We start from the raw sequence: 24,749 nt of genomic DNA on the forward strand, positions 1-24,749 counted from the left end.
ATGAAGAACAAACTCTGCATGCTGTTACTGGCTACGGGGATCGGATTGTTTTCTTGTACAGAAAAGGAACTTCCGGAAGAATATACCGATAGCGTAAATGTATTTATAGGAACCGGAGGACATGGACATACTTTTCCCGGTGCTACTTTACCTCATGGAATGGTACAGTTAAGTCCGGATACCCGTCTCTTTGGCTGGGATGCCTGTTCGGGCTATTATTATGACGACACTTCTATCATGGGGTTCAGTCATACCCACCTTAGCGGAACCGGTATCGGCGATTATGGCGATATACTTTTTATGCCGGTAGTAGGAGAGAAACCATTGATTGCCGGAACGGCAGAAAATCCGGACGAAGGTTATCGTTCCCGTTTCTCGCATGAACAAGAGAGTGCCCGTCCGGGATATTATCAGGTTTTGTTGCAGGATGATTCCATCAATGTGGAACTAACGGCTACTTTGCGTGCCGGATTGCATCGGTATACTTATCCCAAGGCAAGTGATGCCCGCCTGATTCTTGACATGGAACCTACCATTCACGGACATCAGCACCCCGTTACTCAAATTCGTGTGGTGAACGACTCTACTATAGCCGGAATGAAATATACGAAAGGCTGGGCTAAACACCATTATGTGTATTTCTATGCTGTATTTTCAAAGCCCTTTGACTATAAGTTGTATTCAGGAACCGAATACCAGCCGGATAGTACCTCTGTTACCGTCAATACGGCAAAAGCTGTGATGACTTTCAGGAATCTTGCTGCGGATGGACGTGTGTTGGCTAAAGTCGGCATTTCGAGTGTGGATGAAGAAGGTGCGAAGCGGAATATGGAAGCGGAAGTTCCGGATTGGAATTTTGAAAGAATAGTGCATCAGGCGAATACTGCCTGGAATGAAGCCTTAGGCAAGATTGATATTGAAACTTCGGACAATGACAACCGTACTGTTTTCTATACTTCTTTGTATCATGCATTCATACAGCCGAGTCTGGCATCGGATGTAGACGGTCGTTACCGCACCATGGGGCATGAGATAAAGCAAGATACTTCTTATACCAATTATACGGTGTTCTCACTATGGGATACTTTCCGTGCGGCTCATCCGCTTTACACGATTGTAACGCCGGAACAGAACCAGGCATTTATCCGTTCGTTACTTCGCAAATATGATGAGTCAGGTATTCTGCCTAAGTGGGAATTGGCTTCCAATGAGACCGGAACGATGATTGGTTATCATGCTGTTTCTGTTATTGCAGACGCCATGATGAAGAAACAATGCGATTTTGATGTGAAGAAAGCATTGGAAGCCTGCATACGGTCTTCGGTATATGACACTACCGGCATTACGCCTATGATGGATCGTCAGATACTGAACGGAAAGGTTATGCCGATTTCAATTAAGTATAAAAACGAATTGGGATATATTCCTTGTGATAAAGTGGGCGGTTCCGTTTCACAAGGTCTGGAGTTTGCCTATAATGACTGGCTGATTGCACAAATGATGAAGGAATATAACCGTAAAGACATGTATGATAAATACATGAATTTATCTAAAGCCTACCGTGCTTATTTTGATCCGGAAACGAAGCTGATGCGTGGTAAGTTGAGTGATGGGAGCTGGATTACTCCTTTTGATCCTTCTTCTGTGCAACGTCCCAGTAATTATGTAGAGGGAAATGCCTGGCAATGGGCATGGTTTGTGCCACAGGACGTAGAAGGACTGATGGAACTGGTAGGCGGCAAAGAGGCATTTGAAGCACATCTGGATACGCTGTTTACCACAAGTTCCGAACTGACCGGTGATCCGAATGCGGCTGCCGATGTGACCGGGATGATCGGGCAATATGCACATGGCAACGAACCGAGCCATCATATTCCTTATCTTTATAATTATGCCGGTGCACCTCGCAAGACGCAAGCTTTGGTAGATCATATTCTTCGTACGCTTTATCATAACGATCCTAACGGACTCTCCGGAAATGAAGATGTAGGGCAAATGTCGGCTTGGTATGCACTCAGTTCTATGGGCTTCTATTCGTTCTGTCCGGGACGTCCGGTCTATGAAATTGGCCGTCCTTTGTTTGATAAGGTAATCATTCATTTGAGTAGCGGAAAAGATTTTGTGATCCGTACTAAGAATAATAGCGTAGAAAATAAGTATATTCGCTCCATGAAACTGAACGGTGAAGAATTGAGGGAACCGAGATTTTCTCATTTCGACCTGATGGAAGGTGGTGAACTTGTATTAGAAATGGAAAAATAGAAATGCTATGAAAAGAAGAATCGCTTTATGTATTGCTGTATCGCTTTGTGCGGGTGTGTATGCGGGCAATAATCCCGGTATATATAAGAAAGGCTGGATTGATTTTAATAAGAACGGGGTGATGGATGTCTATGAAGACCCTTCGGCACCCTTGGAGGCAAGAGTCAAGGATTTGTTGTCGCAGATGACAATGGAGGAAAAGACTTGCCAGATGGCTACGTTGTATGGCTCAGGCCGTGTACTGAAAGACTCCCTGCCCACAGAACAATGGAAAAATGAAATCTGGAAAGACGGTATAGCGAATATAGACGAACAGGCCAATGGCTTGGGGAAATTCGGTTCTTCTTTGTCCTATCCTTATGTGAATAGTGTAGAGAACCGACAGACCATCCAACGCTGGTTCGTAGAACAAACCCGCCTTGGGATACCTGTTGACTTTACCAATGAAGGTATTCGCGGGCTTTGCCATGACCGGGCTACCATGTTTCCGGCACAGTGCGGACAGGGAGCTACCTGGAATAAAGAACTGATCAGTGAAATAGCCAAGGTGACAGCCGAAGAGGCAAAAGCGCTGGGCTATACCAATATCTATTCCCCTATTCTGGATATTGCACAAGATCCCCGTTGGGGACGCGTAGTGGAGTGTTATGGCGAAGACCCTTTCCTGGTGGGAGAACTTGGAAAACGGATGATTAAAGGACTTCAGCAAGAAGGGCTGGTTGCCACTCCCAAGCATTTTGCCGTATATAGTATTCCTGTTGGAGGACGTGATGCCGGTACCCGTACCGACCCGCACGTAGCTCCGCGTGAGATGAGGACCCTTTATATAGAACCCTTCCGAAAGGCTTTTTGCGAAGCCGGGGCATTGGGAGTGATGAGTTCTTATAATGATTATGACGGCGAACCGATTACGGGCAGTTATCATTTCCTTACTGAAATTCTTCGCCATGAATGGGGCTTCAAAGGTTATGTAGTGTCTGATAGTGAAGCGGTGGAGTTTCTCTATTCCAAGCATAACGTAGCTGCCGATGCTGTAGATGGAGCTGCCCAGGTAGTAAATGCAGGATTGAATGTGCGTACTAACTTTACTTTGCCCGAGAACTTCATTCGTCCGCTTCGGCAGGCTATCAGCGAGGGAAAGGTTTCCATGCAGACGATTGATAGCCGTGTGGCTGATGTGTTGCGGGTGAAGTTTGGGATGGGGCTGTTTGATAATCCCTATAAAGGAGATGCAAAACATCCTGAAAAGGTGGTACATAGCAAGGAACATCAGGCGATATCCATGAGGGCGGCTTTAGAATCCATCGTTTTATTGAAGAATGAGAATAATATCCTGCCACTCTCCAAAGATTTGAAGAAAGTAGCCGTGATTGGTCCCAATGCGAATGAAGTGCAAAATCTGATTTGCCGCTATGGTCCGGCTAATGCTCCGATAAAGACGGTATATCAGGGGATAAAAGAATATTTGCCTGATGCAGAAGTTCGCTATGCAAAAGGAACAGATATTATTGATAAATATTTTCCGGAGAGTGAGCTTTACGAAGTACCATTGGATCAGGAAGAACAGGCTATGATGGATGAGGCTGTAGCCTTGGCAAAGGAATCGGACGTAGCCATCATGGTATTGGGAGGAAATGAGAAGACGGTGCGTGAGGAATATTCCCGTACCAATTTGGATTTGTGTGGACGACAGGAAAAACTGTTGCAAGCTGTATACGCAACAGGCAAACCTGTAATCCTGTTACTGGTAGACGGACGTGCCGCCACCATCAACTGGGCTGAACGTTATATTCCGGGTATTGTACATGCCTGGTTCCCGGGAGAATTTATGGGAGATGCTGTGGCACAAGTACTTTTCGGTGATTACAATCCGGGAGGAAAACTGGCGGTAACTTTTCCTCGTTCGGTAGGGCAGATACCTTTTGCTTTTCCTTTTAAACCGGGTTCTGATTCGAAGGGGTTTGTACGTGTTACCGGTACGCTTTATCCCTTCGGATATGGTTTGAGTTATACTACTTTTGCTTATAGTGATTTAAAGATAGAGAATCCGGTCATAGGTGTACAAGGTAGTGTGAAGCTGAGTTGTAAAGTGAAGAATACGGGAAAAATTGCCGGGGATGAAGTAGTTCAGCTTTATCTGCATGATGAGATGAGTTCTGTAACTACATATGTAAAAGTACTGCGTGGCTTCGAACGTATCCATCTGGAACCGGGCGAAGAAAAAGTGATTGATTTCGTACTCACCCCGCAAGATCTGGGATTATGGAATAAGGATAATCACTTCGTAGTAGAGCCGGGTACGTTTGCTGTAATGGTGGGAAGTTCTTCACAAGATATCAGATTACAAGGAAAGTTTGAAGTAAAATAATTCATATCTTTGTTGTGCGATATAAACCATAGTCTTTAATCATCATGAAATGGCAACTTTGTAAATAGCTTCGTTTAGTATGATAGGGCAATAGTTAAGTCTGTTGCCCAATTTAATTGTGACCGTTTCCGTCACAAGATATTAAAATACTAAACATACAAAAAGAAGTAATTACAATGAATACGAAAACATTTCCACGTACCAACGATTATCAGACTATCTATCTGAATACCATTATCAACAATCCGAATATTATAGTTGGTGATTATACCATATATAATGACTTTGTAAATGACCCGGTTCAATTTGAGAAGAATAATGTCCTCTATCATTATCCTATCAATCAAGACCGCTTGATTATCGGAAAATTCTGTTCCATTGCCTGTGGGGCAAAGTTTCTTTTTAACAGTGCCAACCATACATTGAAATCCCTGTCCAGCTACACATTTCCCTTGTTCTTCGAAGAATGGGGATTGGATAAGAAAAATGTAGCCTCAGCATGGGATAATAAAGGGGATATCATTATAGGCAATGACGTCTGGATAGGTTATGAAGCCGTAATTATGGCAGGCGTGCATATCGGAGATGGAGCTGTCATCGCAGCCCGGGCAGTGGTAACTAAAGATGTTCCTCCCTACACCATAGTAGGAGGAACACCTGCCAGGAAAATACGGATGCGATTTGAGGAAGAGACAATCGCCAGACTGCAACAGATACAATGGTGGAACTGGTCTGTTGAGAAGATACGTCAATCCTTACCCTATATCATGGATGGAACGGTTGACAGACTTATCTAATTCCTCTCTTTGTATCAGAATCATATCTCCATCTTTCACCTTATGTTTTTGGGGTGGTTTGTTGCCTGAAATCGTAATTATACCATCTTCGAACATACGTTTCGCCTGATTGGCAGAGAGTGAGAAGCATCTTCTGATTAATGATGATAATTTGAGATCAAACTCAAACTCGCACTTGATGTAGATTTTGATAACCTCATTGGATAGATTCAGTAAATCTTCCAATGAGGTATCAGGAATGACTTCATATTCTACGCTACCATAATCCAGTCTCAGATTATTCTTTCTCTCCATTTCAGTAGAAAAAGCATACTTCCAAGCCGTATCTTTATCATTCATTGAAAAGCTATGGAATAATGTCTTGTCAATCAAATCCGGTTTACTGCGTGATAACAAAGTGAGGTTACAGGTGTTGTCGCACTTCACGCATCTGTAAATCAACCATACATCTATGTTTTTCTTTTGAGCATTCATCCTGAACTTATCGCTACAATAAAATCGGTCACTATCGCAGTGACTGCACTTCTTAATTAATAAAGGGGTATTCTTCACCTTTACTTCCCATGTAATTGTTGTCTCCATAAATAAACTATTATCTTTCTTTGCGGGTTAAGTAATTTTTCGGCAAAGTTGGATATTAGCTATTTGCATAATTCACAAGATGTCACAAGACGCTGTGAAATATTCTTTGTTTACCTGTCAAGTTCGTCCATCATTCGGGTTATTTTCTCTTTCAGTTTATCCAGAAATTGTGTCCTGCTCTTCTTCCTGTTCCTGATTTCAAGAAATATCCGGTAGAAATCACCAATCTCAATATCAAAGAGAGTTTCGCAACAGAAAGCGATGTCTTTCAGGCTCGTATTACCATTGTTAAAGCACTTTCCGGCATATAGTGCATAAATGAATTCTACCAATGAAACCTTACTTTCAGTCCATTGCAATAGTTTGCTTTCTATGATGGAGGTAAACTTAAGATGCAGTTTTTCCGATAATGCATCAATCTCTGTGGAGAGATAATGAGTGAGTTGCTTATTTGCTAAGATCTCTGCTACGCTGGAATCATGCAAAGTGGAAAAGGAAGTATCTCTATCCAACGAGTGGCAGTGGACATCAGCAAGGATATCATAATGCTTTCTCATGAAATACAGATGATCAGAGTCAGTTTTACCGGCTTGATAATAGTTATAGAAATTATTGTCCGAAGAGACGTTCTTCAGACTTTCGTATTCCTCCTTCAGATACTTATATTGAGCTGACGGTGATTTCCCAATCCGGTTCTTTTCAATCTGATACAGGCGGATATAAAATATCAGTAGACCGGATATCTGTGGTTTCCGGACTTTAAAGAAAAGAACCTCTTCCTCGGGATTAATGAACTGATAGTCCTCAATGGTTGCTTTTAGCCGGGCGAGTGAAGTCTGTATGAAGCCGACTATTTGTTTTATCTTATCAAGAATATCAATATCTTGTTGCTCAATTCTTTTGATTTCTACTTCTATATCTTGCTTAATGTTCTTTACGAAATTCTCCATTCGCATTCAGCGCATCCATAACTTTCAGGCGGTTGCTGCGAAACCTGCTAAAAGTCTGAATAGCAAATTACAATTGCCTTGCAGAGGCAATGTAGTTAATACTAAAAATGATAAAATGAAAAACCTGTCTGAATATGAATTATTCAAACGAAAGAAATTAGCCTGTGGTTTATGAGGCTAATATTAAGCGATAACAAATTTAAGAATTGTGCCCAAAATATCTGCTTTTAGAATTCGGGGCAAATATAGTTCTTTTTTTTATATATCCTCTGAATCTACAGTCAAAATGTAGATTCAGAGGGTATTGAGTCTAAAGAGTGTTGAATTGAACTATCAGAATATATATTGTACACCAAACTGGTATCCGATATACAGTTGTTGCAGTTTGGTAGACTCAGTCTTTTTCCATAAGGAATGGTTCGGGAATATTTTGCTGTTGCTTACATCTTTGGTCATCATATAGTTTATGCCTACCCCTCCGAACAGCTCAATATGCTTCCCGATTCTGAAGGACGGAATGAGTGAGTATCCAGTATTCAAAACAGGTTCATCCGAATCGTTTCCAATGGTTGAGGCTTTAAGTTCATTGTTAATCCTGAACCAGGAGGTAACGGGGATATGAGCGCCGAAACCACCTTCAGCCACCAATGAGTTATTCTCAGTTTTATGGTTATATCCAACGCCTATAATGCCATAAGTGTATCTGCCGCCCGAACGGAATGTGGCTACCGTACTTCCCAATGCATCATAAGTGATGGCAACCGCCATTTCACCATTTTTAATGATGTTGATTAATCCGATGGGGCAGTCACTCTTATCCGCTATATTGACCAGTCCGGCAAATTGTACGCCATTGACCTCTTTTGCAATGTTGACTAATCCGGCAACCTGCAACCCGTTTACCTCTTTGGCGATATTGACTAATCCGGCGAATTGGAATCCGGTCATTTCAGAAGCTGTATTTGCCAACCCTGCTATCTGGAAACCACTGAACTTATTCTTATTTATATTAGCCAATCCTGCAGATTGCACTCCCTGTCCGTTGTTTCCTACATAGTTTGAAAGTCCTGCCATCTGAAAACCTTTGGCATCATTCAGAATAATGTTTGAGATACCTCCCCAAGTGAATGCCTCCTCGTTTCTGGAAATACCTACAAGTAAGTTGAGTGAAACAGTATTCGTATACTGATGCGAATAGGCTCCATTGGTACTCAGGGGCGGGACAAAGCTCAATTGAAATACGGTTCTTTTGTCTTCATTGGATTGGGCAAACAATGCGCTATAAACTAATACGCAGAGTATTAAAACTAAAATCTTCTTCATCATTTTGATTTTCTTTGTTACTAATCTTTATTTTTCTATCATCTTGATTTCGGTAACAAAGGTAAGTTTAATAATTCTTCCTTAGAGAGTTTGTAGACGAACCATACTGTTTCTTATGACGAAATGATGAATATGAGCGATCAACTTCTTTTCCTATTATATTCATACCGCTTCATTAAGTTTGCAAAAATATTGCCCGGATTTCACATATGCTTGTAAAAAAAAGACATTATAACGGATAGCTTGTTTCATCTATTTGGAGTTGTGTTTCAAAGGCAATCGTGGAAACAACTTCCTGAACCGTACCAAATGTGTCGTAATATTACTTCCGGCTATAATAAATGTCACAGCCAGAATAATCAATACAATTCCGCAACACAATCTGGGTGTCAGACTTTCCCCGAAGATCGTTACTCCGAAGAATACAGCCGTTACAGGTTCCAAAGCTCCGAGAATGGCTGTAGGGGTAGAGCCTATATATTGCACGGCCTGTGTCGTACAGAGGAAGGATATGGCTGTAGGGAAGATTGCCAATGCAATCAGGTTCCCCCATAAATACCATTTGTCGACAACATGCAGGCTTTGCCCGAAATCTACGCGGACTAAAAAGAGCGACAAGCCGAAAAGCAATACATAAAAAGTAACTTTAAGCGTTGCCACATCTTTTAATATCGGTCGGTTTACTCCTACGATATAGATAGCGTAGGAGAGGGCCGATGCCATGACTAACCCAACGCCAACTAAGCTAAGCGTTGTGCCGTCTCCTCCTTTGTAAAGTAACCCTATACCGCTTAGAGCCAGAAAGATACATAAGACTGTTTGTAATGTGACTTTCTCCTTGAAAGCGACAGCCATAATCAGTGCCACCAAAATTGGATAGACAAACAGTATCGTCGAGGCAATACCGGCTTCCATATAGTTGTAGCTTTGAAACAGGGTAAGGGAAGATATGGCGACCAACCATCCCAGTATGACTAACGGCAATATTTCTTTCCGTTTCAGACTAAAACTTCTGCCTCTTGCTTTGAGCATAATCCCCAAGATGGGAATGGCAAACAGATATCTGAAGAAAAGAACAGAGTCCGGATTCATTCCTTCTTTATATAACGGAAGAGTAAAGAGGGGATTCATGCCATAAGTGGCGGCAGCAACGGCTCCCAATATATATCCTTTGACTTTCGTATTCATAAACACTAAATAATTTCTTAGTTCTGGCTTTCTTTTTTAGGGGGGAGCAAAGGTAAATCTTTTCTTTATATATTATTATTACAAACCTCTTAATTTTTGCTTTTCGTTTTTCTTTGTTATTAATCTTTTTTATTTTCACTCTTTTAATTCTGAAAGCAAAGGTAAGCTGAATTAGTTTGTCGTCGGGAGTTTGTAGACCAAAACATCCCTGTTTCTGATGACGAAATAGAGTAAATTAGAGGCTAACATGCTATTTGAAATAGAGTTTATTCACCGGTTTCCTGTTTGGTATTGGCACCGGAAATCAGTATTTTATATATTTTTGCTGTATAAAGCCTTCCTATAGGGATACTTTTGGGATATCCTTTTAGTTTGATTTCCCGTTTTGAAAACTGCTCTACTTTGTCAAGGGCTATGATATATGAACGATGTATGCGCAGGAAAGTATTTTGGGGTAATAGCTCTTGAATGTTTTTCAGGCTTGTGTGAGACAACGTATAACCACCGCTTAAGCGGAATATCTTAGTGTAGTTCTCCATTGCTTCAATATAGAGGATGTCCGATAAAGGTATGGATATATTGCTATATTCTTGTTTGACTACAATATTTTCCGGTATCCTGCTATTATGAGCTTTCATTCGGCGGATAGCTTTATTCACAGCTTTTTCAAATCTTTCGTATGCGAAGGGTTTATGCAGGAAATCCACGGCGTCAAGTTCAAATCCGTTGAGGGCATATTGTGCATGGGCAGTGGTGAAGATGAAACAACACTCGTATGGTAGGATGTGGGCTATGTCAAGTCCGCTGATACTGTTCATCTCAATGTCCAGAAAAACGAGGTCCGGTTTGAGGCGTCTGATCTCTTCCAAACCAATGGAAGGTTCGCTGAAAGTTATCAGTTCCAAATCACCTCTGCGCTCGCAGAACTGTTTGATAACGAGCAGAGCGATAGGTTCATCATCAATGGCGATACAGCATATCTTTTTCATTGCAGTTGAATCATAAGGTGAACTTTGAATTGTTGGTTTTCTCTTTGGGTGGTCAGTTCGAAGCGTCCGGGATAATATAAGTTCAGTCGCTTACGGCAGTTTTCTATTCCGATGGTCAGGGTTTTGCCTTCTTGTTTCTCTCCCATGATGGTGTTTTCGGTTTCGAATAGGAGTTTATTGTCTTTAACGAGAATACGGATGAAGATTGTGCAGTCAATATCTGAAGATGTACCGTATTTAAAAGCGTTTTCAACGAAAGTAATCAGTACCATCGGTGGAATTTGTACTTGTTCGTCATCGGTTTGGGTTTCAAATATGATCTGTGTATGTTTATTTAGGCGCAGCGATTGCAGGTCAACGTACTGGTGGATGTACTCTATCTCGTTATTCACGGAGATGGTGTCGGAGGTAGTCTGAGAATACATATATTTCAGAATATTGGAAAACTTGATAAAAGCTGATTCCGTTTTGTCTGATTTGGTGAGGACCAGTCCATAGAGGGTATTCAGGGTATTAAAAAGAAAGTGTGGGTTGATTTGTGCTTTGTAAAGAGCCAGTTCAGCTTTATTCTTTTCTGCTTCAATTTCCTGTTTGGAGAGAATTTGCCGGAAAAGCTCGAATATAAGTTCGATAGACAGACTGAATCCTGTAACTACCAGAAAGAAAAACCAAACAACCTGTGTACGCATGTCCACCTTCGCTTTCTGTATCAGTGGAGGCATTGTGTCGTGTGGTGGTGGAAATGGGAAATGAGTCAGCAGTATGGTAATGCAGACGAGGATTGCTACCAGCAAGATGATGGATCCGAACTTGTGTTGCATGAATAATTGAGGGATTCTTGCTTTGCGATAAACGAAGTAGAGGCCGTAAAGATAGGCAATCAGTGTCAGCATGAAAGCTGTATGATGTACTATCCATTTTTCCACCGGTACCACCATGATAATAGGAGGTATGATAAGTAGGCAGAAAAGCAGGTCTATATAAATTGGTATATTGGCATGTCTCATATTTTAACTCCTTTCAGAGTATTTTGTATCTTCTTTGCAAAGGTAAAACTTTGTTCTGAAATCCTTACCACCCCTTCTTTGTCGTTTGTCACCACATTTTTGCCCTTCGTCATTACATTTCTTTTTTTCCTTTGCTAATTTATAGATTTGACCATTAATTGTTCTGTGAAAAGGAACATAGTATGTATTATTAACTATTATTCGTAAACGATTACAATGAAACAAATGACCATCTTAGCCTTGGTTTGTTTGACATTGCTGTGCTCTTGCGGGAGTTCTCAGCAGGAAAATGCAAACACTACTACGTACAAGACGCTCACCGTAGCGCAAAGCGACCGGACGCTGAAATCCGGCTATACGGCTACTCTCCGTGGACGGCAGTATGTTGAGATTCGTCCACAAGTGAGCGGTGTTATTACTGATATCCGCATTAACGAAGGAGATGCTGTACGCAAAGGACAAACCCTTTTTGTTATCGATCAAGTGCCATATAAGGCTGCTTTGGAAACGGCTGTGGCCAATGTAAGGAGTGCTGAAGCCAAGCTCGGTACGGCAAAGTTGACTGCTGATAGTAAAGCTGAACTTTACAAAGAGCAGGTAGTATCTGAGTTTGATTTTCAGACTGCCCGTAACGGATTAGCTGAGGCAGAAGCCGCATTGGCTCAGGCGAAGGCGCAGGAAATTAATGCCCGTAATAATCTTTCTTATACCGAGGTAAAAAGTCCGGTAGACGGAGTAGCGAGTATGATTCCTTACCGTGTAGGAGCATTGGTGAGCAGTAATATAGTCGAACCGTTGGTTACTGTTTCGGATGATAGTGAGATATATGCTTATTTTTCTATGGCAGAGAACAAGGTGCTCGATCTTATACAGCAATATGGCTCTGCCAGACAGGCTATGGAAAATATGGCTGAAGTGGAACTGACAATGAGTAACGGAAAAAGTTATTTGCATAACGGGAAAATAGATGCTATGAGTGGAACTGTGGACGAGGGCACCGGTGCCGTGAGTCTGCGTGCCGTTTTTTCAAATCCGGAACAGTTGTTGCGCAACGGAGGAAGCGGTACGGTAGTTATTCCATCGATAAGAAAGGGATGCATTGTCATACCTCAGGTTGCTACGTACGAAATTCAAAACCGTGTGTTTGTCTATAAAGTGGTTGATGGTAAAGCACAATCCACTCCGGTTGAAGTGTTTAGACTAAATAATGGTAATGAGTATATTGTAGAGTCAGGATTAAAACCAGGTGATGTTATCGTTGCCGAAGGAGCAGGATTGATGCGTGAGGGAACAGTTATTCAGAGTGAGTCTACCAAAGAATAGAATACCGTTATGAAAATCAGAACATTTATTGACCGTCCTATTTTGGCGGGAGTTCTTTCCGTTGTCGTCCTTATAATGGGATTGATAGGACTATCTCAATTGCCTGTAGAACAGTTTCCTGAAATAGCACCGCCTACAGTCAGTGTTTCGGCCAACTATACCGGAGCAAGTGCAGAAACAGTTCAGAAGAGTGTGGTTGTACCTCTGGAAGAGGCGCTTAACGGTGTGGAAAACATGATGTACATGACTTCCTCTTCCACCAATACCGGTGCAGCAAAAATTACGATTTATTTTCGTCAGGGTACCGATCCCGATATGGCTACGGTCAACGTGCAAAACCGTATTGCTACAGCCCAGGGATTATTGCCTGCAGAGGTGACCAGAAGTGGAATCACCGTACGTAAACGGCAGACGAGCAATATTAAGGCACTGGCACTTTACAGTTCTGATGATTCGTTTGATGAGAGCTTCCTGAACAATTATCTGAAAATTAATATCGAGCCTCGTCTTTCGCGTATTTCGGGAGTGGGTGAGGTAAACGTGATGGGAGCGGACTATTCATTGCGTATCTGGCTTGATCCCGGAAAGATGGCGAAGTATGGCTTGGTTCCATCTGATATAACGAAAGTACTTGATGAGCAGAATTTGGAGTCGCCGACGGGGACACTTGGAACAGACTCTCAAAATGCCTTTCAGTATGTGCTGAAGTATCGTGGTCGCTATGAAGAGGAGACTGATTATGAGAATCTGATCATTCGTTCGCTGTCTGGTGGTGAGGTGCTCCGGCTGAAGGATGTGGCATGCATAGAATTAGGTTCCAGTAGCTATGCTTATATAGGTGAAGTGAATGGACATCCCGGCTCCAATTGTATGATTGCCCAGACATCGGGTTCGAATGCCAATGAGATTATCGAAGAAATAGACAAGGTGACAGCGGAGATTTCCAAAACCCTGCCTAAGGGGATGGAACTGGTAGACCTGATGAGTTCAAAGGACTTTCTGGATGCATCTATTCATAATGTAATCAAGACATTGATTGAAGCTATCTTGCTGGTGGTACTTGTGGTATATGTATTTTTGCAAAGTCTACGGTCTACGTTTATTCCGGCTATCTCCATCATAGTGTCCTTGGTCGGAACCTTCGCTTTTCTTTATGCAGCAGGTTTTAGTCTGAATATGTTGACACTTTTTGCATTGGTACTGGTGATAGGTACGGTGGTGGATGATGCTATTGTTGTGGTGGAAGCCGTGCAGGCTAAGTTCGACGAAGGGTATAAATCTGCTTATCATGCAACTATTGATGCAATGGGAGGAATTACTTCGGCATTGGTGACGACAACTTTCGTTTTCATGGCGGTATTTATTCCCGTATGTTTCATGGGAGGAACTACGGGAACATTCTATACTCAGTTTGGTCTGACCATGGCAGTAGCGGTGGCTATTTCTCTTGTTAATGCACTGACTCTGAGTCCCGCTCTTTGTGCATTAATCATGACCCCTCACACGATAGCTGCGAAAGGTGAGAAAATGAGCTTCTCATCACGTTTTCATATTGCTTTCGACAGTGCTTTTCACCGTTTGGTACTAAAATATAAGTCTGGAGTTTTTTTTATGTTGAAGCGTAAATGGCTGGCTGGAATCTTATTGCTGGTGGCTTGTGCCGGACTATTCCTCCTTATGAAGACTACTAAAACCGGTCTTGTCCCGCAGGAAGATATGGGAACTATTTTTGTGGATATACGTACTTCACCCGGCAGCAGCCTTCAGGAAACCGGAATTGTGATGAATGAAATAGACAAGCGGATCAGTGATATTTCACAGATCAGAATGTTTGCTAAAATAACAGGTAATGGTATGATTAGTGGGCAGGGAGCTTCGAACGGCATGTTTATCATTCGTCTGAAAAACTGGAAAGAACGTAGCGGAAAAGGAGATGACATAAATTCCGTGATTAATGAGATATATCGGCGTACGAAGGATATTTCTTCTGCCCAGATAATGGCTTTTGCTCAACCGATGATTCCGGGGTATGGTGTGAGTAGTGGTTTCGAGGTATATGTGCAGGACCAGAAGGGAGGTTCTGTAGACGATCTGTTGAAATATACCCGGCAGATGATTGAGGCACTGAATGCACGTCCGGAGATAGGGTATGCAAGTACATCGTTCGACACCAAATATCCGCAGTTTCTGGTGGAAGTGGATGCCGCTCTCTGTAAACGTAACGGTGTGTCGCCTTCTGAAGTACTAAGTGCACTGTCAGGCTATATCGGCGGAAACTATGCTTCGAATATGAACCGTTTCTCGAAGTTATATCGTGTGATGGTGCAGGCTTCGCCGGAATATCGGTTGGATGCTGAAGCATTGGATAACATGTTTGTCCGCAATTCGGATGGAAAGATGTCTCCCATCGGGCAGTACCTGACGTTGACACGTGTGTATGGAGCTGAAAGCTTGTCGCGTTTTAATCTTTTTTCTGCCATATCGGTCAATGGCTCTCCAGCCTTAGGCTATAGTTCCGGACAAGCTATCGAGGTGGTGCGTGAGGTGGCTGAACAGACTCTACCTGCCGGATATGGTTTTGAATTCGGAGGAATGTCTCGTGAAGAAGCTTCCACCGGAAACACGACAACACTGGTCTTTATTATTTGTGTGGTCTTCATTTACCTGATTCTGTGTGCACTCTATGAAAGCCTCTTTATTCCGGTTGCAGTTATTCTCTCCATACCATTCGGCTTGGCAGGCAGTTTCCTTTTTGCCAAGATGTTTGGACTGGAAAACAATATTTATTTGCAAACAGGCTTGATTATGCTGATTGGTTTGCTGTCTAAGACGGCTATCCTGCTTACGGAATACGCCTCCGAACGCCGTCGTCAGGGCATGACTATTGTACAGGCTGCGGTGTCGGCTGCCCAGGTGCGTTTGCGTCCCATTCTGATGACATCACTTACCATGATATTTGGTATGCTGCCGATGATATTCTCTTCCGGGGTAGGGGCTAATGGAAATATATCTATCGGCGTAGGTACGGTCGGCGGTATGTTGATCGGTACTGTTGCCTTGTTGTTTATCGTACCAGTCTTATTTGTAGCGTTCCAGTATCTGCAGGAGAAATTGATGCCGGCTCGTGATTTAGCTGAATTGGAAAAGGAAGACCATTAATTAATGAAGAAATATATGAAGAAAATAATGATATGTTTATTCCTGTCAGTCGGATTGAGCAGTTGTCACGTATATCAGACTTATAAGCGTCCTGACTCTCTGCCGGTTGATAGTCTTTACAGGCAATCTGTTGCAACAGGAGATACTGTTTCGCTAGCCTCCCTTTCGTGGAAGGAACTTTTTACGGATTCTTGCTTGCAGCAACTCATTGAAACCGGAATCCGTAATAATACTGACCTGAATGTCGCCCGTTTGAAGGTAAAGGAGGCAGAAGCACTGCTGATGTCTTCCAAACTGGCTTATTTGCCTTCTGTTTCGCTTACGCCGCAGGGTACGTTAAGCAGTGTGGCAGGGGCAAAACCTTCCAGAAGTTACAATCTGGCCACATCGGCGGATTGGGAACTGGATATCTTTGGAAAACTGACGAATGCCAAACGGGGAGCAAAGGCTTTTTATGAGCAGAGTGAAGCCTATAGGCAAGCAGTACAGACACAGTTGATAGCTACTGTTGCTAATAGCTACTATACATTGCTGATGCTTGATAAACAGCTTGATATCACTCGTCGTACGGCGGAAATATGGGATGAGAACCTGCGTGTCATGAAAGCTTTGAAGAAAGCTGGGCAGGCTACGGAAATGGCTGTTGCCCAGACTGAAGCAAGTAAATTTTCTGTAGACGGCTCTATTCTTTCACTGGAACAACAGATAAACGAGATGGAAAATTCTCTCTCTACCTTATTGGGAATGATACCCAGCTCCATTGACCGTTCGGTGTTGGACGGACAGAGCTTTCCGGAAAAACTTGCAGCCGGAGTACCTTTGCAGTTACTGCAACGCCGTCCTGATGTTCGTCAGAAAGAGGCCGGACTTGCAGAGGCTTTCTATGCCACAAATCAGGCACATGCGGCTTTTTATCCTTCTGTTATGTTAAGTGGCTCGGCCGGCTGGACTAATTTGGCAGGAGGTGTTATCACTAATCCGGGACAATGGCTACTCTCGGCTGTAGGGTCATTAGTGCAGCCATTCTTCAATCGCGGACGGAACATTGCTAATTTGCGGGTGGCCAAAGCCCAACAGGAAGAGGCGCTGCTCACTTTCCGGCAAAGCTTACTCGATGCCGGTGCGGAAGTAAATGATGCACTGGGGCAATGGCAAACAGCTCGGAAACGCCTGAGAATCTCTGAACAACAGATTTCTTCTTTACAATCTGCTGTCCAAAGTTCCGAGTTGCTGATGCGATATAGTTCGCAAAACTATCTGGAAGTTCTTACTGCCCGCCAGACTCTTTTGCAGGCGGAACTATCTGCTGCCGCCAACCGGTTTGATGAGATACAAGGCGTTATAAATCTTTATCATGCATTAGGGGGAGGGGTTGAATAATGCCTATCTTTGCGACGTTAATCATTCGTTCAATATGAAACTATAAAGATTATGAGATTATTGGTATTTCCTGCTAAAGGATTTGAAACCATTGAGTTCAGTGCTTTTATTGATGTTATGGGTTGGGCGAAGACCGACTTTGACTGTGATATAGAAACCGTTATCTGTGGTTTGAACAGTAAAGTTGTGGGTTCTTTCAATGTTTCGGTTTTAGTAGATAAAACCATAGAAGAGGTTTCTGCGGATGATTATGATGCCCTTGCCATACCCGGTGGCTTTGAGGAATTTGGTTTTTATGAAGAAGCTTATAACGAAAAACTTCTGGATTTGATTCGCCAATTCAACTCTCAAAGGAATGGATTGCAACAGTCTGCGTAGGAGCCTTGCCTGTTGGGAAAAGTGGAGTCCTGACAGGCAGGCAACCACCTTCCGTGAGATGATTTTAGTGAAAGAAGCCATGGGATTCTGAGAATAATGTTCGCTAAAGACTTTCTCGCCTCCTCCTGCCATAAAAGGAAAGCCGGAGAAATAGCCAGAACATAGTGTGCCGCGTATTGGACGTTAATGATAAACTTACTTTATCCCTGTCAAAAACTTGCTTTACATTAAAGTAAAAGTTACCTTTGCCGTAGAGAAAACTATAACCGAAACTTCTGATTGTAAAACTGTACCTTCTGATTGTATAACCGAAAGTTCTGATTATAAAACCGTAACTTCTGATTAAAGTTTGCTGTATGAGTTAAGCAACTTTTCTCCCAATGTAAAGCAAGTTTTCTTTTAATGGCGAACAACTTTTTTATTAATGTCTGATAAACAAAGGATATGGCATACTATGTAATGGAAGAAATGCCCGACATTCACAAGACGGGCGAGCGCGTTCTCTATCCACGCTTTGCAATGATAGACCAGGTTTCCACAGAACAACTGGCACGCAACGTGTCGGAAAGCAGTGGCTTCAATGTGGGTGATATAATAGGAATCGTGAAGCAACTTGCTATCGAAATGTCGCATCAGATGGCAGAGGGACGCTCCGTAAAACTGGACGACATCGGAACTTTCACTCCGGCTTTGATGTTGCGCACGGGCAAGGAGCGGGAAGAAGCGGGAGAAAAAGCGAAGCATCGCAATGCACAGAGCATCGTGGTGGGCAAAGTCAATTTCCGTGTAGACATGAATCTGGTATATCGCATCAACGGTCGCTGTCTGTTGGAGCGGGCACCTTGGAAAGCCCGTCGTTCTTCGCAAAAGTATGCTCCGGAGCAGCGCTTGGCACTGGCGGTGAAGTATCTGGAGTCACATTCTTTTCTTACTGTCAGCGAATATCAGCAATTAACCGGGTTGTTGCGCACCACTGCTACGAATGAACTGAAAGAATGGGCGGCCCTCCCGGATTCCGGCATTGACACTGCCGGACGTGGTGCACATAGGGTTTATGTGAAGAAGGGGTGAAAAGAAAGGATGCATGAAATTTGCTGTAAATCAAAATATTATTTATCTTTGCGCCATGACAAAGACATTCAAATCGGATTTGGTTTAATAAACAATCTGTGTTTCTGATACAGATTGTCCCTTCGTTTACTCTCGGATAACTCCTTTCGAGAGTAGTTTTCTATTATTATAATTCAAGTTTAATCTGCGTACAATGATGAAGGCATTGTTATGCTTTCCTTGTATGCAAAATACATTAAGAAAATGAGTAACGAAAATAAAACAATTCACGATTTCGAACTTCAATTAATCTGTGACTTCTTCTCCAATATGGAACGCCAAGGACCCGGAAGTCCTGATGTAACACTGAAAGCACTGAGCTTTATAGATAACCTCACCGACAAATCCCTTATCGCCGACATCGGCTGTGGAACAGGAGGACAGACAATGGTATTGGCCGGACATATTTCCGGGCAGATCACCGGACTCGACCTTTTCCCCGACTTTATTGATATCCTCAATCGTAATGCAAAGCAATCAGGCTTGCAGGACAGGTTGAAAGGCATTGTCGGTTCTATGGATAACCTTCCTTTTCAGAATGAGGAATTAGACCTGATCTGGTCGGAAGGCGCCATTTATAATATTGGTTTTGAACGGGGATTAAATGAGTGGCGTAAGTATTTGAAGCCGGGAGGATATATTGCCGTTTCTGAAAGTTCGTGGTTTACTGACAAGCGTCCTGCGGAAATCAATGACTTCTGGGTGAATGCGTATCCTGAAATAGATACGATTCCCAATCAAGTGGCCAAGATACACAAAGCTGGTTATCTTCCCGTCGCTACATTTATTTTGCCGGAGAATTGCTGGACAGAGCATTACTTTGCTGCAAAGATTGAAGCTCAGAAAATCTTCCTTCATAAATATGCGGGAAATAAGATTGCTGAAGAATTCAGTTCGCTTCAGTTTGATGAAGAAGAACTGTACAGCAAGTATAAAGCCTTCTACGGCTATACATTTTTCATCGCAAAAAAGATAGAACAATGATTTATTTGAATAATTACGGTTGGAATGACAAGTTACACCAACTAAAACAAGAGTCTACATACAATTCCCTTACACATGGACGTATATCCATCGTACACCGTACATGCTACGAGGTTGTTTCAGAAAACGGTCTGTTTCAGTGTGAACTGACGGGGAATATGATGTATGGAAAATCAGACTTTGAACTCCCTTGTACCGGTGATTGGGTACTTTTTCAACCATTCGACGAACATAAAGGGATTATAGTGGATATGCTGCCTCGTGAACGGACGCTATATCGCAAGAAAAACGGAACGGTTGCCGACAAACAGGCCATTGCCTCGTATGTCGACAAGGCATTTATCGTGCAAAGTCTTGATGATAATTTCAATGTTCGCAGAGCCGAGCGTTTCATGGTTCAGATGCAGGAAGAGAATATCAGTCCTGTATTGGTGTTTAACAAGGCTGATTTAGGGTTTGATAGGCAGAAAGTCGAAGAACAGATCAGGCACATTGCCCGTCAGATACCGGTGTTTTTTACAAGTATCCATCAACCTCAGACGATTCTCCAATTGCGGGAGTTTATATCGGCAGGCGAAACGGTTGTGTTTGTCGGTTCTTCGGGGGTAGGGAAAAGTTCTCTGGTGAATGCGCTTTGTGGGGAATCGGTATTGTTAACGTCTGATATCAGCCTGTCCACGGGAAAAGGAAGACATACTTCCACTCGTCGGGAGATGGTATTGATGGATGGTTCAGGGGTATTAATCGATACTCCGGGTGTCCGGGAATTTGGCTTGGCTATTGACGATCCTGATTCTCTTGCAGAGGTGTTGGAGATTTCCGATTATGCCGCATCGTGCCGCTTCAAGGATTGCAAGCACATCAGCGAACCTGGATGTGCCGTTTTAGAGGCGGTAAGTAGTGGTATATTGGACCGTAAGGTTTATGAGAGTTATCAGAAACTTCGACGGGAAGCGTGGCATTTCTCTACTTCCGAACATGAAAAGCGTAAAAGGGATAAATCCTTTTCAAAACTCGTGGAGGAGGTGAAGAAACTTAAATCGGATCGCTAATCTCTATTTAGGCAGTGCAGTATTCTTTTAGTAGAATAGCTGCACTGTTTTATATCTAATCAAATCCAGTTAATCTTTTACTCCCATTTGTCAAAGCATCTTTTCTTCTATAATGGTAGTAGGGATGTTTTATCTCTGTTTCCTATAAAAGCCGCACGCATTACCTTTGGGACGAGTAGAAATTGTCGTACCTTTGCATCCGTTTTTAGAAAAGAAGAATCACGATGATCAATAAATATGAAGAACGTCTGGGAACCGAGCGTATGTTGCCACTGGTTTTCAAGATGGCGCTTCCGGCAGTAGCGGCACAATTCGTCAATTTGCTTTATAGCATTGTCGACCGTATCTATATCGGACACATACCGGGCATCGGGACGGATGCATTGGCAGGCGTAGGGGTAACAATTTCTCTCGTGGTATTGATTTCTTCTTTTTCAGCAATAGTGGGCGGTGGTGGTGCACCGTTGGCTGCCATAGCCCTCGGGCAGGGTGACCGCCAGCGTGCCGGAAAGATATTGGGGAATGGCTTCACACTGCTGATTCTATTTACTTTAATTACTTCCTTCATTGCCTATACTTTCATGGAGCCTATCCTGCTCTTTACAGGCGCTTCGGAACATACATTGGGCTATGCGGTCGATTACCTTTCCATTTATTTGCTGGGAACTGTTTTTGTAGAGATTTCCACCGGACTCAATTCCTTTATCAATGCGCAGGGGCGTCCTGCCATTGCCATGTACTCTGTCTTAATCGGAGCTTTATTAAATATCATTCTTGATCCTATTTTTATCTTCTGGTTTGATATGGGTGTGAAAGGTGCTGCTTTGGCTACGGTGATTTCACAGGCTTGCAGTGCTGCGTGGGTATTGTCTTTCCTATTCTCCCGGAAGGCTTCTCTGCCTTTGGAGAGGCGCTATATGAAGTTGAACCGGGGAATTGTTGTTGCGATGCTGGGACTGGGAGTATCTCCGTTCATTATGGCCAGTACAGAGAGTTTGGTGGGCTTTGTACTGAATAGTAGCTTGAAAGATTTTGGAGATATTTACGTTAGTGCGTTGACGATATTACAGACTTCGATGCAGTTTGCCAGTGTGCCGCTGACGGGGTTTGCGCAAGGCTTTATTCCGGTTGTAAGTTACAATTATGGGCATGGGGATAAACAGCGTGTGAAGGATTGTTTCCGTATTGCACTGATCACCATGTTCTCTTTTAATCTGATTCTGATGTTACTTATGATCCTGTTCCCGTCAACGGTTGCATCTGCTTTTACAAGTGATGAAAAGTTGATAGAAACGGTCCGTTGGACTATGCCTGTCTTTTTGGGTGGTATGACCATTTTCGGTTTGCAACGTGCCTGTCAGAATATGTTTGTTGCATTGGGGCAGGCCAGGATATCCATTTTTATCGCTTTGCTCCGCAAGGCCATTCTGTTGATTCCGTTAGCACTGATACTGCCGCATTATATGGGAGTGACCGGAGTATATGCGGCTGAGGCTATATCCGATGCTACGGCTGCAATTTGCTGTACGCTGTTGTTCTTTTGGCAGTTTCCTAAGATTTTGGGGAAGATGAAATAGGGCAGGAGGAAGCTTCCCGACTATTTTTAAATTGATAATTGAGAGACTTTGTAAGTGCTCATATAATAGTAGTTATTGCATGAAAAATGGATTAAATGATAAAAATCAGGAGTTGTTTTCACGCTAACTATCAAAGCAATATGTAACTCGAACTATAGAAGAATTAACTGAGTGATGTGTCACAAAAAAGATGGTGAAATTCAGGTTAAGATAACAGAGAAATATCTGCTGTAACTGCGCCCCTAAAACCAAAGTAGGAAGAAAACCCCTTCGTTTCCTTCCTACCCGATTCTTTATTTCAGAAGTTTTTTATTATGTAACAAAGACTTGTTTCATTCTTCCTTGTTCTTTCTTTACGGTACTATCGCTGTCTCCGTCACATTTACCGTTACCGTCACCTTCTTTGCCGCATCCGACAGATTCTGTATTTCAAAGGTTGCCGCCGCATTGGCTGGGAATGTCGTGGGGAAATCTTTTGCATTCTGATCCAGCGTCAAGGTATAATCTATAGCTTCGGTAGCATGTCCCACCGCCTTGTCCGCTTTCAGCCATGTGGGTAGTCCGGAAATCCGGCTTCCCCCTTTGGCGGTCACGGTCAGCTTCATGGACGAAGTAGTGCCCGCATTTTCCTGTTTCTGCATATTGAGCACTCCGGTTATCACATCCGGCGCTTCACTTCCAGCAACGTAAGAATTAACTCCGGCCGGTTCCGACGGAGTGCCTGTCGCTGCGGCAACTGTAGGTACTTTGACTGCTGCCTTTACTGAAATCTGGCTCTCCTCACGTCCCGCCTTGCTGCGCAACACGATGATGGCTTTCGGGAACAGATTGCCCGTATATTCCGTATTTTTAGACACTTTGCAGGTATAAGCAACCGATCCGGTACGGGTTACCACATCTTTTGTGATTGCCGTCTTCAGCCATTCGGCGCTTCCGCCCGCAGAATTTGTATAGACAATACTACATTCCGCTTCCGAATTACTGGTGAAGGGGATGTTGAAATATTCGGTTTCATCCGGCGAGACGGTGGCTTTGTTGTTGTCCTCAATAGCGGTTGCCCCAACTCCTGCCAGCGTTCCGATAGACAGTTCATTTTCCGGTTGATACTCGAAATCTCCTCCATCCGTCCAGTCTGAGACAGTGATGTTCACATCCAGCTTGAACGGGTCGGCATCGGTGATGCGAACCGTATAGCGGTGGTTGGGCTTCATTTCGATGTAACCGCCCGTACCCGCTACCGATTGTTCAAAATTCACCATGTAACTCACCTCCTGCGGCACGTCCGTCATGTTCAGAGCATACTTTCCCTTGATAATCAGATATCCCTTGTCGGCAATCGGGCTGGGATAACTGTAGAAAGCCCCTGTCTGTGTCCCTTTATTGGCATTGACACCGTCAAAGTCACGGTCGGGATAGGTGATAAGCGTTTTGTCAGGATCGGCATCTTCCACGGGAACTACCGGGAAGAAAGTAACGCCTTTGCGACCGTGTCCCATCGATACACCGGTGATGGTGAGATGTGACAATTTCTCATCATTGATAATATCGAAACGGGAGACGATACGTGACAGCGTCATATTGATGCGGGTACGGGACCCCATACTGATATCCCGCAGGTCGAGTGCGGGGCTGTAGGAACCTACCATCGGCAGGGGTGTCAACAATATGTCCGTATCCGTGGCAGGGTCCAGCAACGGAGTGGTAAAGGTGAGAAAATCCGTTTCAGTGGGAATACCCGCTTTAGTCACAATGTTATAGTCCGCACCCGGGGAACTCTGTTCCAGTGGGGTGAAGACGGTGTATTCCGCTCCGGCTTTCAGCAATTTCGGCTGGTTGGCGATGCAGTAGAACTTGGTGAACAGGCCTTTCTTGGGGCGAAGAGTAGCGAGTGCCACGTTGCTGCCTTCCACAGTCAGGATGATTTTGGTCGCGTTGGGAATGGTGGAACCATCTGCACGGTAACAGAACCGCTCCTGATAGGTGTACGGGCCTTCCTCCTTGTCCGAGGAGAACACATAGATGTCCAGTGAGGTGATTTCATTCTCTTCGGTGGTGGCTATGGCATCGTCGGCACGGGTATTGGTGCCCGCCGTCTTTATGCTCAGCTTGTTCTGGAAGCCGAGGATAACTTCGCGTCGCGTCGGGTCACCTGCCAGCGGATCATCGCCGGGAGTGGTTGCCGGCAGCACTTCCGCTTCACTGCAACCCGCAAGTGAGAGGGCAAGCAAGCCTATCACCCATACGGAAAACTGTTTTCTATTTTTAATCATAATCTTATCATTATTTGTTTGTTATTTCACTTGGCTTTCGCAAATTACCC

17 protein-coding genes and 1 pseudogene are annotated in these 24,749 nt (G+C 43.5%); 11 read left to right on the plus strand and 7 right to left on the minus strand.

Annotated features, from left to right (window positions below; all coding sequences use genetic code 11):
• The 3 genes from BN161_RS10990 to BN161_RS11000 all read left to right on the plus strand — a co-directional run bounded on the left by BN161_RS10990 (nt 1) and on the right by BN161_RS11000 (nt 5,427).
• Nucleotides 1-2,262, plus strand: a complete 2,262-nt coding sequence (locus BN161_RS10990; RefSeq protein ID WP_044265999.1) for a GH92 family glycosyl hydrolase — start codon at nt 1-3, stop codon at nt 2,260-2,262.
• Nucleotides 2,263-2,269: 7 nt separating this feature from the next.
• Complete coding sequence (locus BN161_RS10995; RefSeq protein WP_044266002.1) at nt 2,270-4,630, plus strand: glycoside hydrolase family 3 N-terminal domain-containing protein; 2,361 nt, start codon at nt 2,270-2,272, stop codon at nt 4,628-4,630.
• A 176-nt stretch (nt 4,631-4,806) separates the two neighbouring features.
• The gene (locus BN161_RS11000; RefSeq protein WP_044266003.1) at nt 4,807-5,427 is read left to right on the plus strand and encodes a CatB-related O-acetyltransferase; all 621 of its coding nucleotides are present in this window, start codon (nt 4,807-4,809) and stop codon (nt 5,425-5,427) included.
• Here the strand turns inward: BN161_RS11000 and BN161_RS11005 are convergent.
• The 6 genes from BN161_RS11005 to BN161_RS11030 form a co-directional block, all read right to left on the minus strand.
• Nucleotides 5,386-6,009, minus strand: a complete 624-nt coding sequence (locus BN161_RS11005) for a DUF1062 domain-containing protein (protein ID WP_044266004.1) — start codon at nt 6,007-6,009, stop codon at nt 5,386-5,388. The two genes, BN161_RS11000 and BN161_RS11005, sit on opposite strands and share 42 nt — an antisense overlap.
• A 110-nt stretch (nt 6,010-6,119) precedes the next feature.
• Nucleotides 6,120-6,959, minus strand: a complete 840-nt coding sequence (locus BN161_RS11010; RefSeq protein WP_044266005.1) for an RteC domain-containing protein — start codon at nt 6,957-6,959, stop codon at nt 6,120-6,122.
• 333 nt (nt 6,960-7,292) lie between these two features.
• Nucleotides 7,293-8,285, minus strand: a complete 993-nt coding sequence (locus BN161_RS11015; protein ID WP_044266006.1) for a hypothetical protein — start codon at nt 8,283-8,285, stop codon at nt 7,293-7,295.
• Between the two features lie 249 nt (nt 8,286-8,534).
• A complete protein-coding gene (locus BN161_RS11020) occupies nt 8,535-9,470 on the minus strand; it encodes a DMT family transporter (RefSeq protein WP_044266007.1) in 936 nt (311 codons plus the stop codon).
• A gap of 266 nt (nt 9,471-9,736) precedes the next feature.
• Nucleotides 9,737-10,459, minus strand: a complete 723-nt coding sequence (locus tag BN161_RS11025; protein WP_044266008.1) for a LytR/AlgR family response regulator transcription factor — start codon at nt 10,457-10,459, stop codon at nt 9,737-9,739.
• A complete protein-coding gene (locus tag BN161_RS11030; protein ID WP_044266011.1) occupies nt 10,456-11,466 on the minus strand; it encodes a sensor histidine kinase in 1,011 nt (336 codons plus the stop codon). Before BN161_RS11030 ends, BN161_RS11025 begins: the two co-directional genes overlap by 4 nt.
• Before the next feature lie 216 nt (nt 11,467-11,682).
• Here BN161_RS11030 and BN161_RS11035 point away from each other — a divergent pair, with 216 nt between their 5' ends.
• From BN161_RS11035 to BN161_RS11070, 8 genes and pseudogenes are all read left to right on the plus strand, one after another.
• Nucleotides 11,683-12,789 carry an efflux RND transporter periplasmic adaptor subunit gene (locus tag BN161_RS11035; RefSeq protein ID WP_044266014.1) on the plus strand — a complete coding sequence of 369 codons (1,107 nt, stop codon included), beginning with the start codon at nt 11,683-11,685 and terminating at the stop codon, nt 12,787-12,789.
• A 9-nt stretch (nt 12,790-12,798) separates the two neighbouring features.
• On the plus strand, nt 12,799-15,948 hold the full coding sequence (locus tag BN161_RS11040; RefSeq protein WP_044266016.1) for an efflux RND transporter permease subunit: 3,150 nt from the start codon (nt 12,799-12,801) through the stop codon (nt 15,946-15,948).
• A 15-nt stretch (nt 15,949-15,963) separates the two neighbouring features.
• Nucleotides 15,964-17,328 (plus strand): TolC family protein, encoded by a 1,365-nt coding sequence (locus tag BN161_RS11045; protein WP_044266040.1) that lies wholly within the window; start codon nt 15,964-15,966, stop codon nt 17,326-17,328.
• 51 nt (nt 17,329-17,379) lie between these two features.
• Nucleotides 17,380-17,750: pseudogene (locus BN161_RS11050) on the plus strand (DJ-1/PfpI family protein); the annotation flags it as partial.
• A gap of 400 nt (nt 17,751-18,150) precedes the next feature.
• Nucleotides 18,151-18,777, plus strand: coding sequence for an HU family DNA-binding protein (locus tag BN161_RS11055; protein ID WP_044266018.1), 627 nt, complete (start codon nt 18,151-18,153; stop codon nt 18,775-18,777).
• A 210-nt stretch (nt 18,778-18,987) separates the two neighbouring features.
• A complete protein-coding gene (locus tag BN161_RS11060) occupies nt 18,988-19,800 on the plus strand; it encodes a class I SAM-dependent methyltransferase (protein ID WP_074435122.1) in 813 nt (270 codons plus the stop codon).
• Nucleotides 19,797-20,852: a ribosome small subunit-dependent GTPase A gene (gene rsgA / locus BN161_RS11065; protein ID WP_044266021.1), complete on the plus strand. Its 1,056-nt coding sequence runs from the start codon at nt 19,797-19,799 to the stop codon at nt 20,850-20,852. Before BN161_RS11060 ends, rsgA begins: the two co-directional genes overlap by 4 nt.
• Before the next feature lie 224 nt (nt 20,853-21,076).
• Nucleotides 21,077-22,429, plus strand: coding sequence for an MATE family efflux transporter (locus tag BN161_RS11070; protein ID WP_044266023.1), 1,353 nt, complete (start codon nt 21,077-21,079; stop codon nt 22,427-22,429).
• 353 nt (nt 22,430-22,782) lie between these two features.
• Here the strand turns inward: BN161_RS11070 and BN161_RS11075 are convergent, their stop codons facing one another.
• Entirely contained in the window at nt 22,783-24,699 is a 1,917-nt protein-coding gene (locus tag BN161_RS11075; RefSeq protein ID WP_044266026.1) for a fimbrial protein, read from the minus strand.
• Nucleotides 24,700-24,749: the final 50 nt, after the last annotated feature.

The sequence above is a fragment of the Bacteroides timonensis genome (assembly GCF_000513195.1).
In the GTDB taxonomy this organism is placed as follows: domain Bacteria; phylum Bacteroidota; class Bacteroidia; order Bacteroidales; family Bacteroidaceae; genus Bacteroides; species Bacteroides timonensis.

Bases quoted from the DNA above. Each gene is read 5' to 3' on its own strand.
- BN161_RS11030 (WP_044266011.1), bottom strand. From the start codon at position 11,466: ATGAGACATGCCAATATACCAATTTATATAGACCTGCTTTTCTGCCTA.
- BN161_RS11070 (WP_044266023.1), top strand. From the start codon at position 21,077: ATGATCAATAAATATGAAGAACGTCTGGGAACCGAGCGTATGTTGCCA.
- BN161_RS11055 (WP_044266018.1), top strand. From the start codon at position 18,151: ATGGCATACTATGTAATGGAAGAAATGCCCGACATTCACAAGACGGGC.
- BN161_RS11075 (WP_044266026.1), bottom strand. From the start codon at position 24,699: ATGATTAAAAATAGAAAACAGTTTTCCGTATGGGTGATAGGCTTGCTT.
- BN161_RS11060 (WP_074435122.1), top strand. From the start codon at position 18,988: ATGCTTTCCTTGTATGCAAAATACATTAAGAAAATGAGTAACGAAAAT.
- BN161_RS10995 (WP_044266002.1), top strand. From the start codon at position 2,270: ATGAAAAGAAGAATCGCTTTATGTATTGCTGTATCGCTTTGTGCGGGT.
- BN161_RS11025 (WP_044266008.1), bottom strand. From the start codon at position 10,459: ATGAAAAAGATATGCTGTATCGCCATTGATGATGAACCTATCGCTCTG.
- BN161_RS11000 (WP_044266003.1), top strand. From the start codon at position 4,807: ATGAATACGAAAACATTTCCACGTACCAACGATTATCAGACTATCTAT.
- rsgA (WP_044266021.1), top strand. From the start codon at position 19,797: ATGATTTATTTGAATAATTACGGTTGGAATGACAAGTTACACCAACTA.
- BN161_RS11045 (WP_044266040.1), top strand. From the start codon at position 15,964: ATGAAGAAAATAATGATATGTTTATTCCTGTCAGTCGGATTGAGCAGT.
- BN161_RS11020 (WP_044266007.1), bottom strand. From the start codon at position 9,470: ATGAATACGAAAGTCAAAGGATATATATTGGGAGCCGTTGCTGCCGCC.
- BN161_RS10990 (WP_044265999.1), top strand. From the start codon at position 1: ATGAAGAACAAACTCTGCATGCTGTTACTGGCTACGGGGATCGGATTG.
- BN161_RS11010 (WP_044266005.1), bottom strand. From the start codon at position 6,959: ATGGAGAATTTCGTAAAGAACATTAAGCAAGATATAGAAGTAGAAATC.
- BN161_RS11040 (WP_044266016.1), top strand. From the start codon at position 12,799: ATGAAAATCAGAACATTTATTGACCGTCCTATTTTGGCGGGAGTTCTT.
- BN161_RS11035 (WP_044266014.1), top strand. From the start codon at position 11,683: ATGAAACAAATGACCATCTTAGCCTTGGTTTGTTTGACATTGCTGTGC.
- BN161_RS11005 (WP_044266004.1), bottom strand. From the start codon at position 6,009: ATGGAGACAACAATTACATGGGAAGTAAAGGTGAAGAATACCCCTTTA.
- BN161_RS11015 (WP_044266006.1), bottom strand. From the start codon at position 8,285: ATGATGAAGAAGATTTTAGTTTTAATACTCTGCGTATTAGTTTATAGC.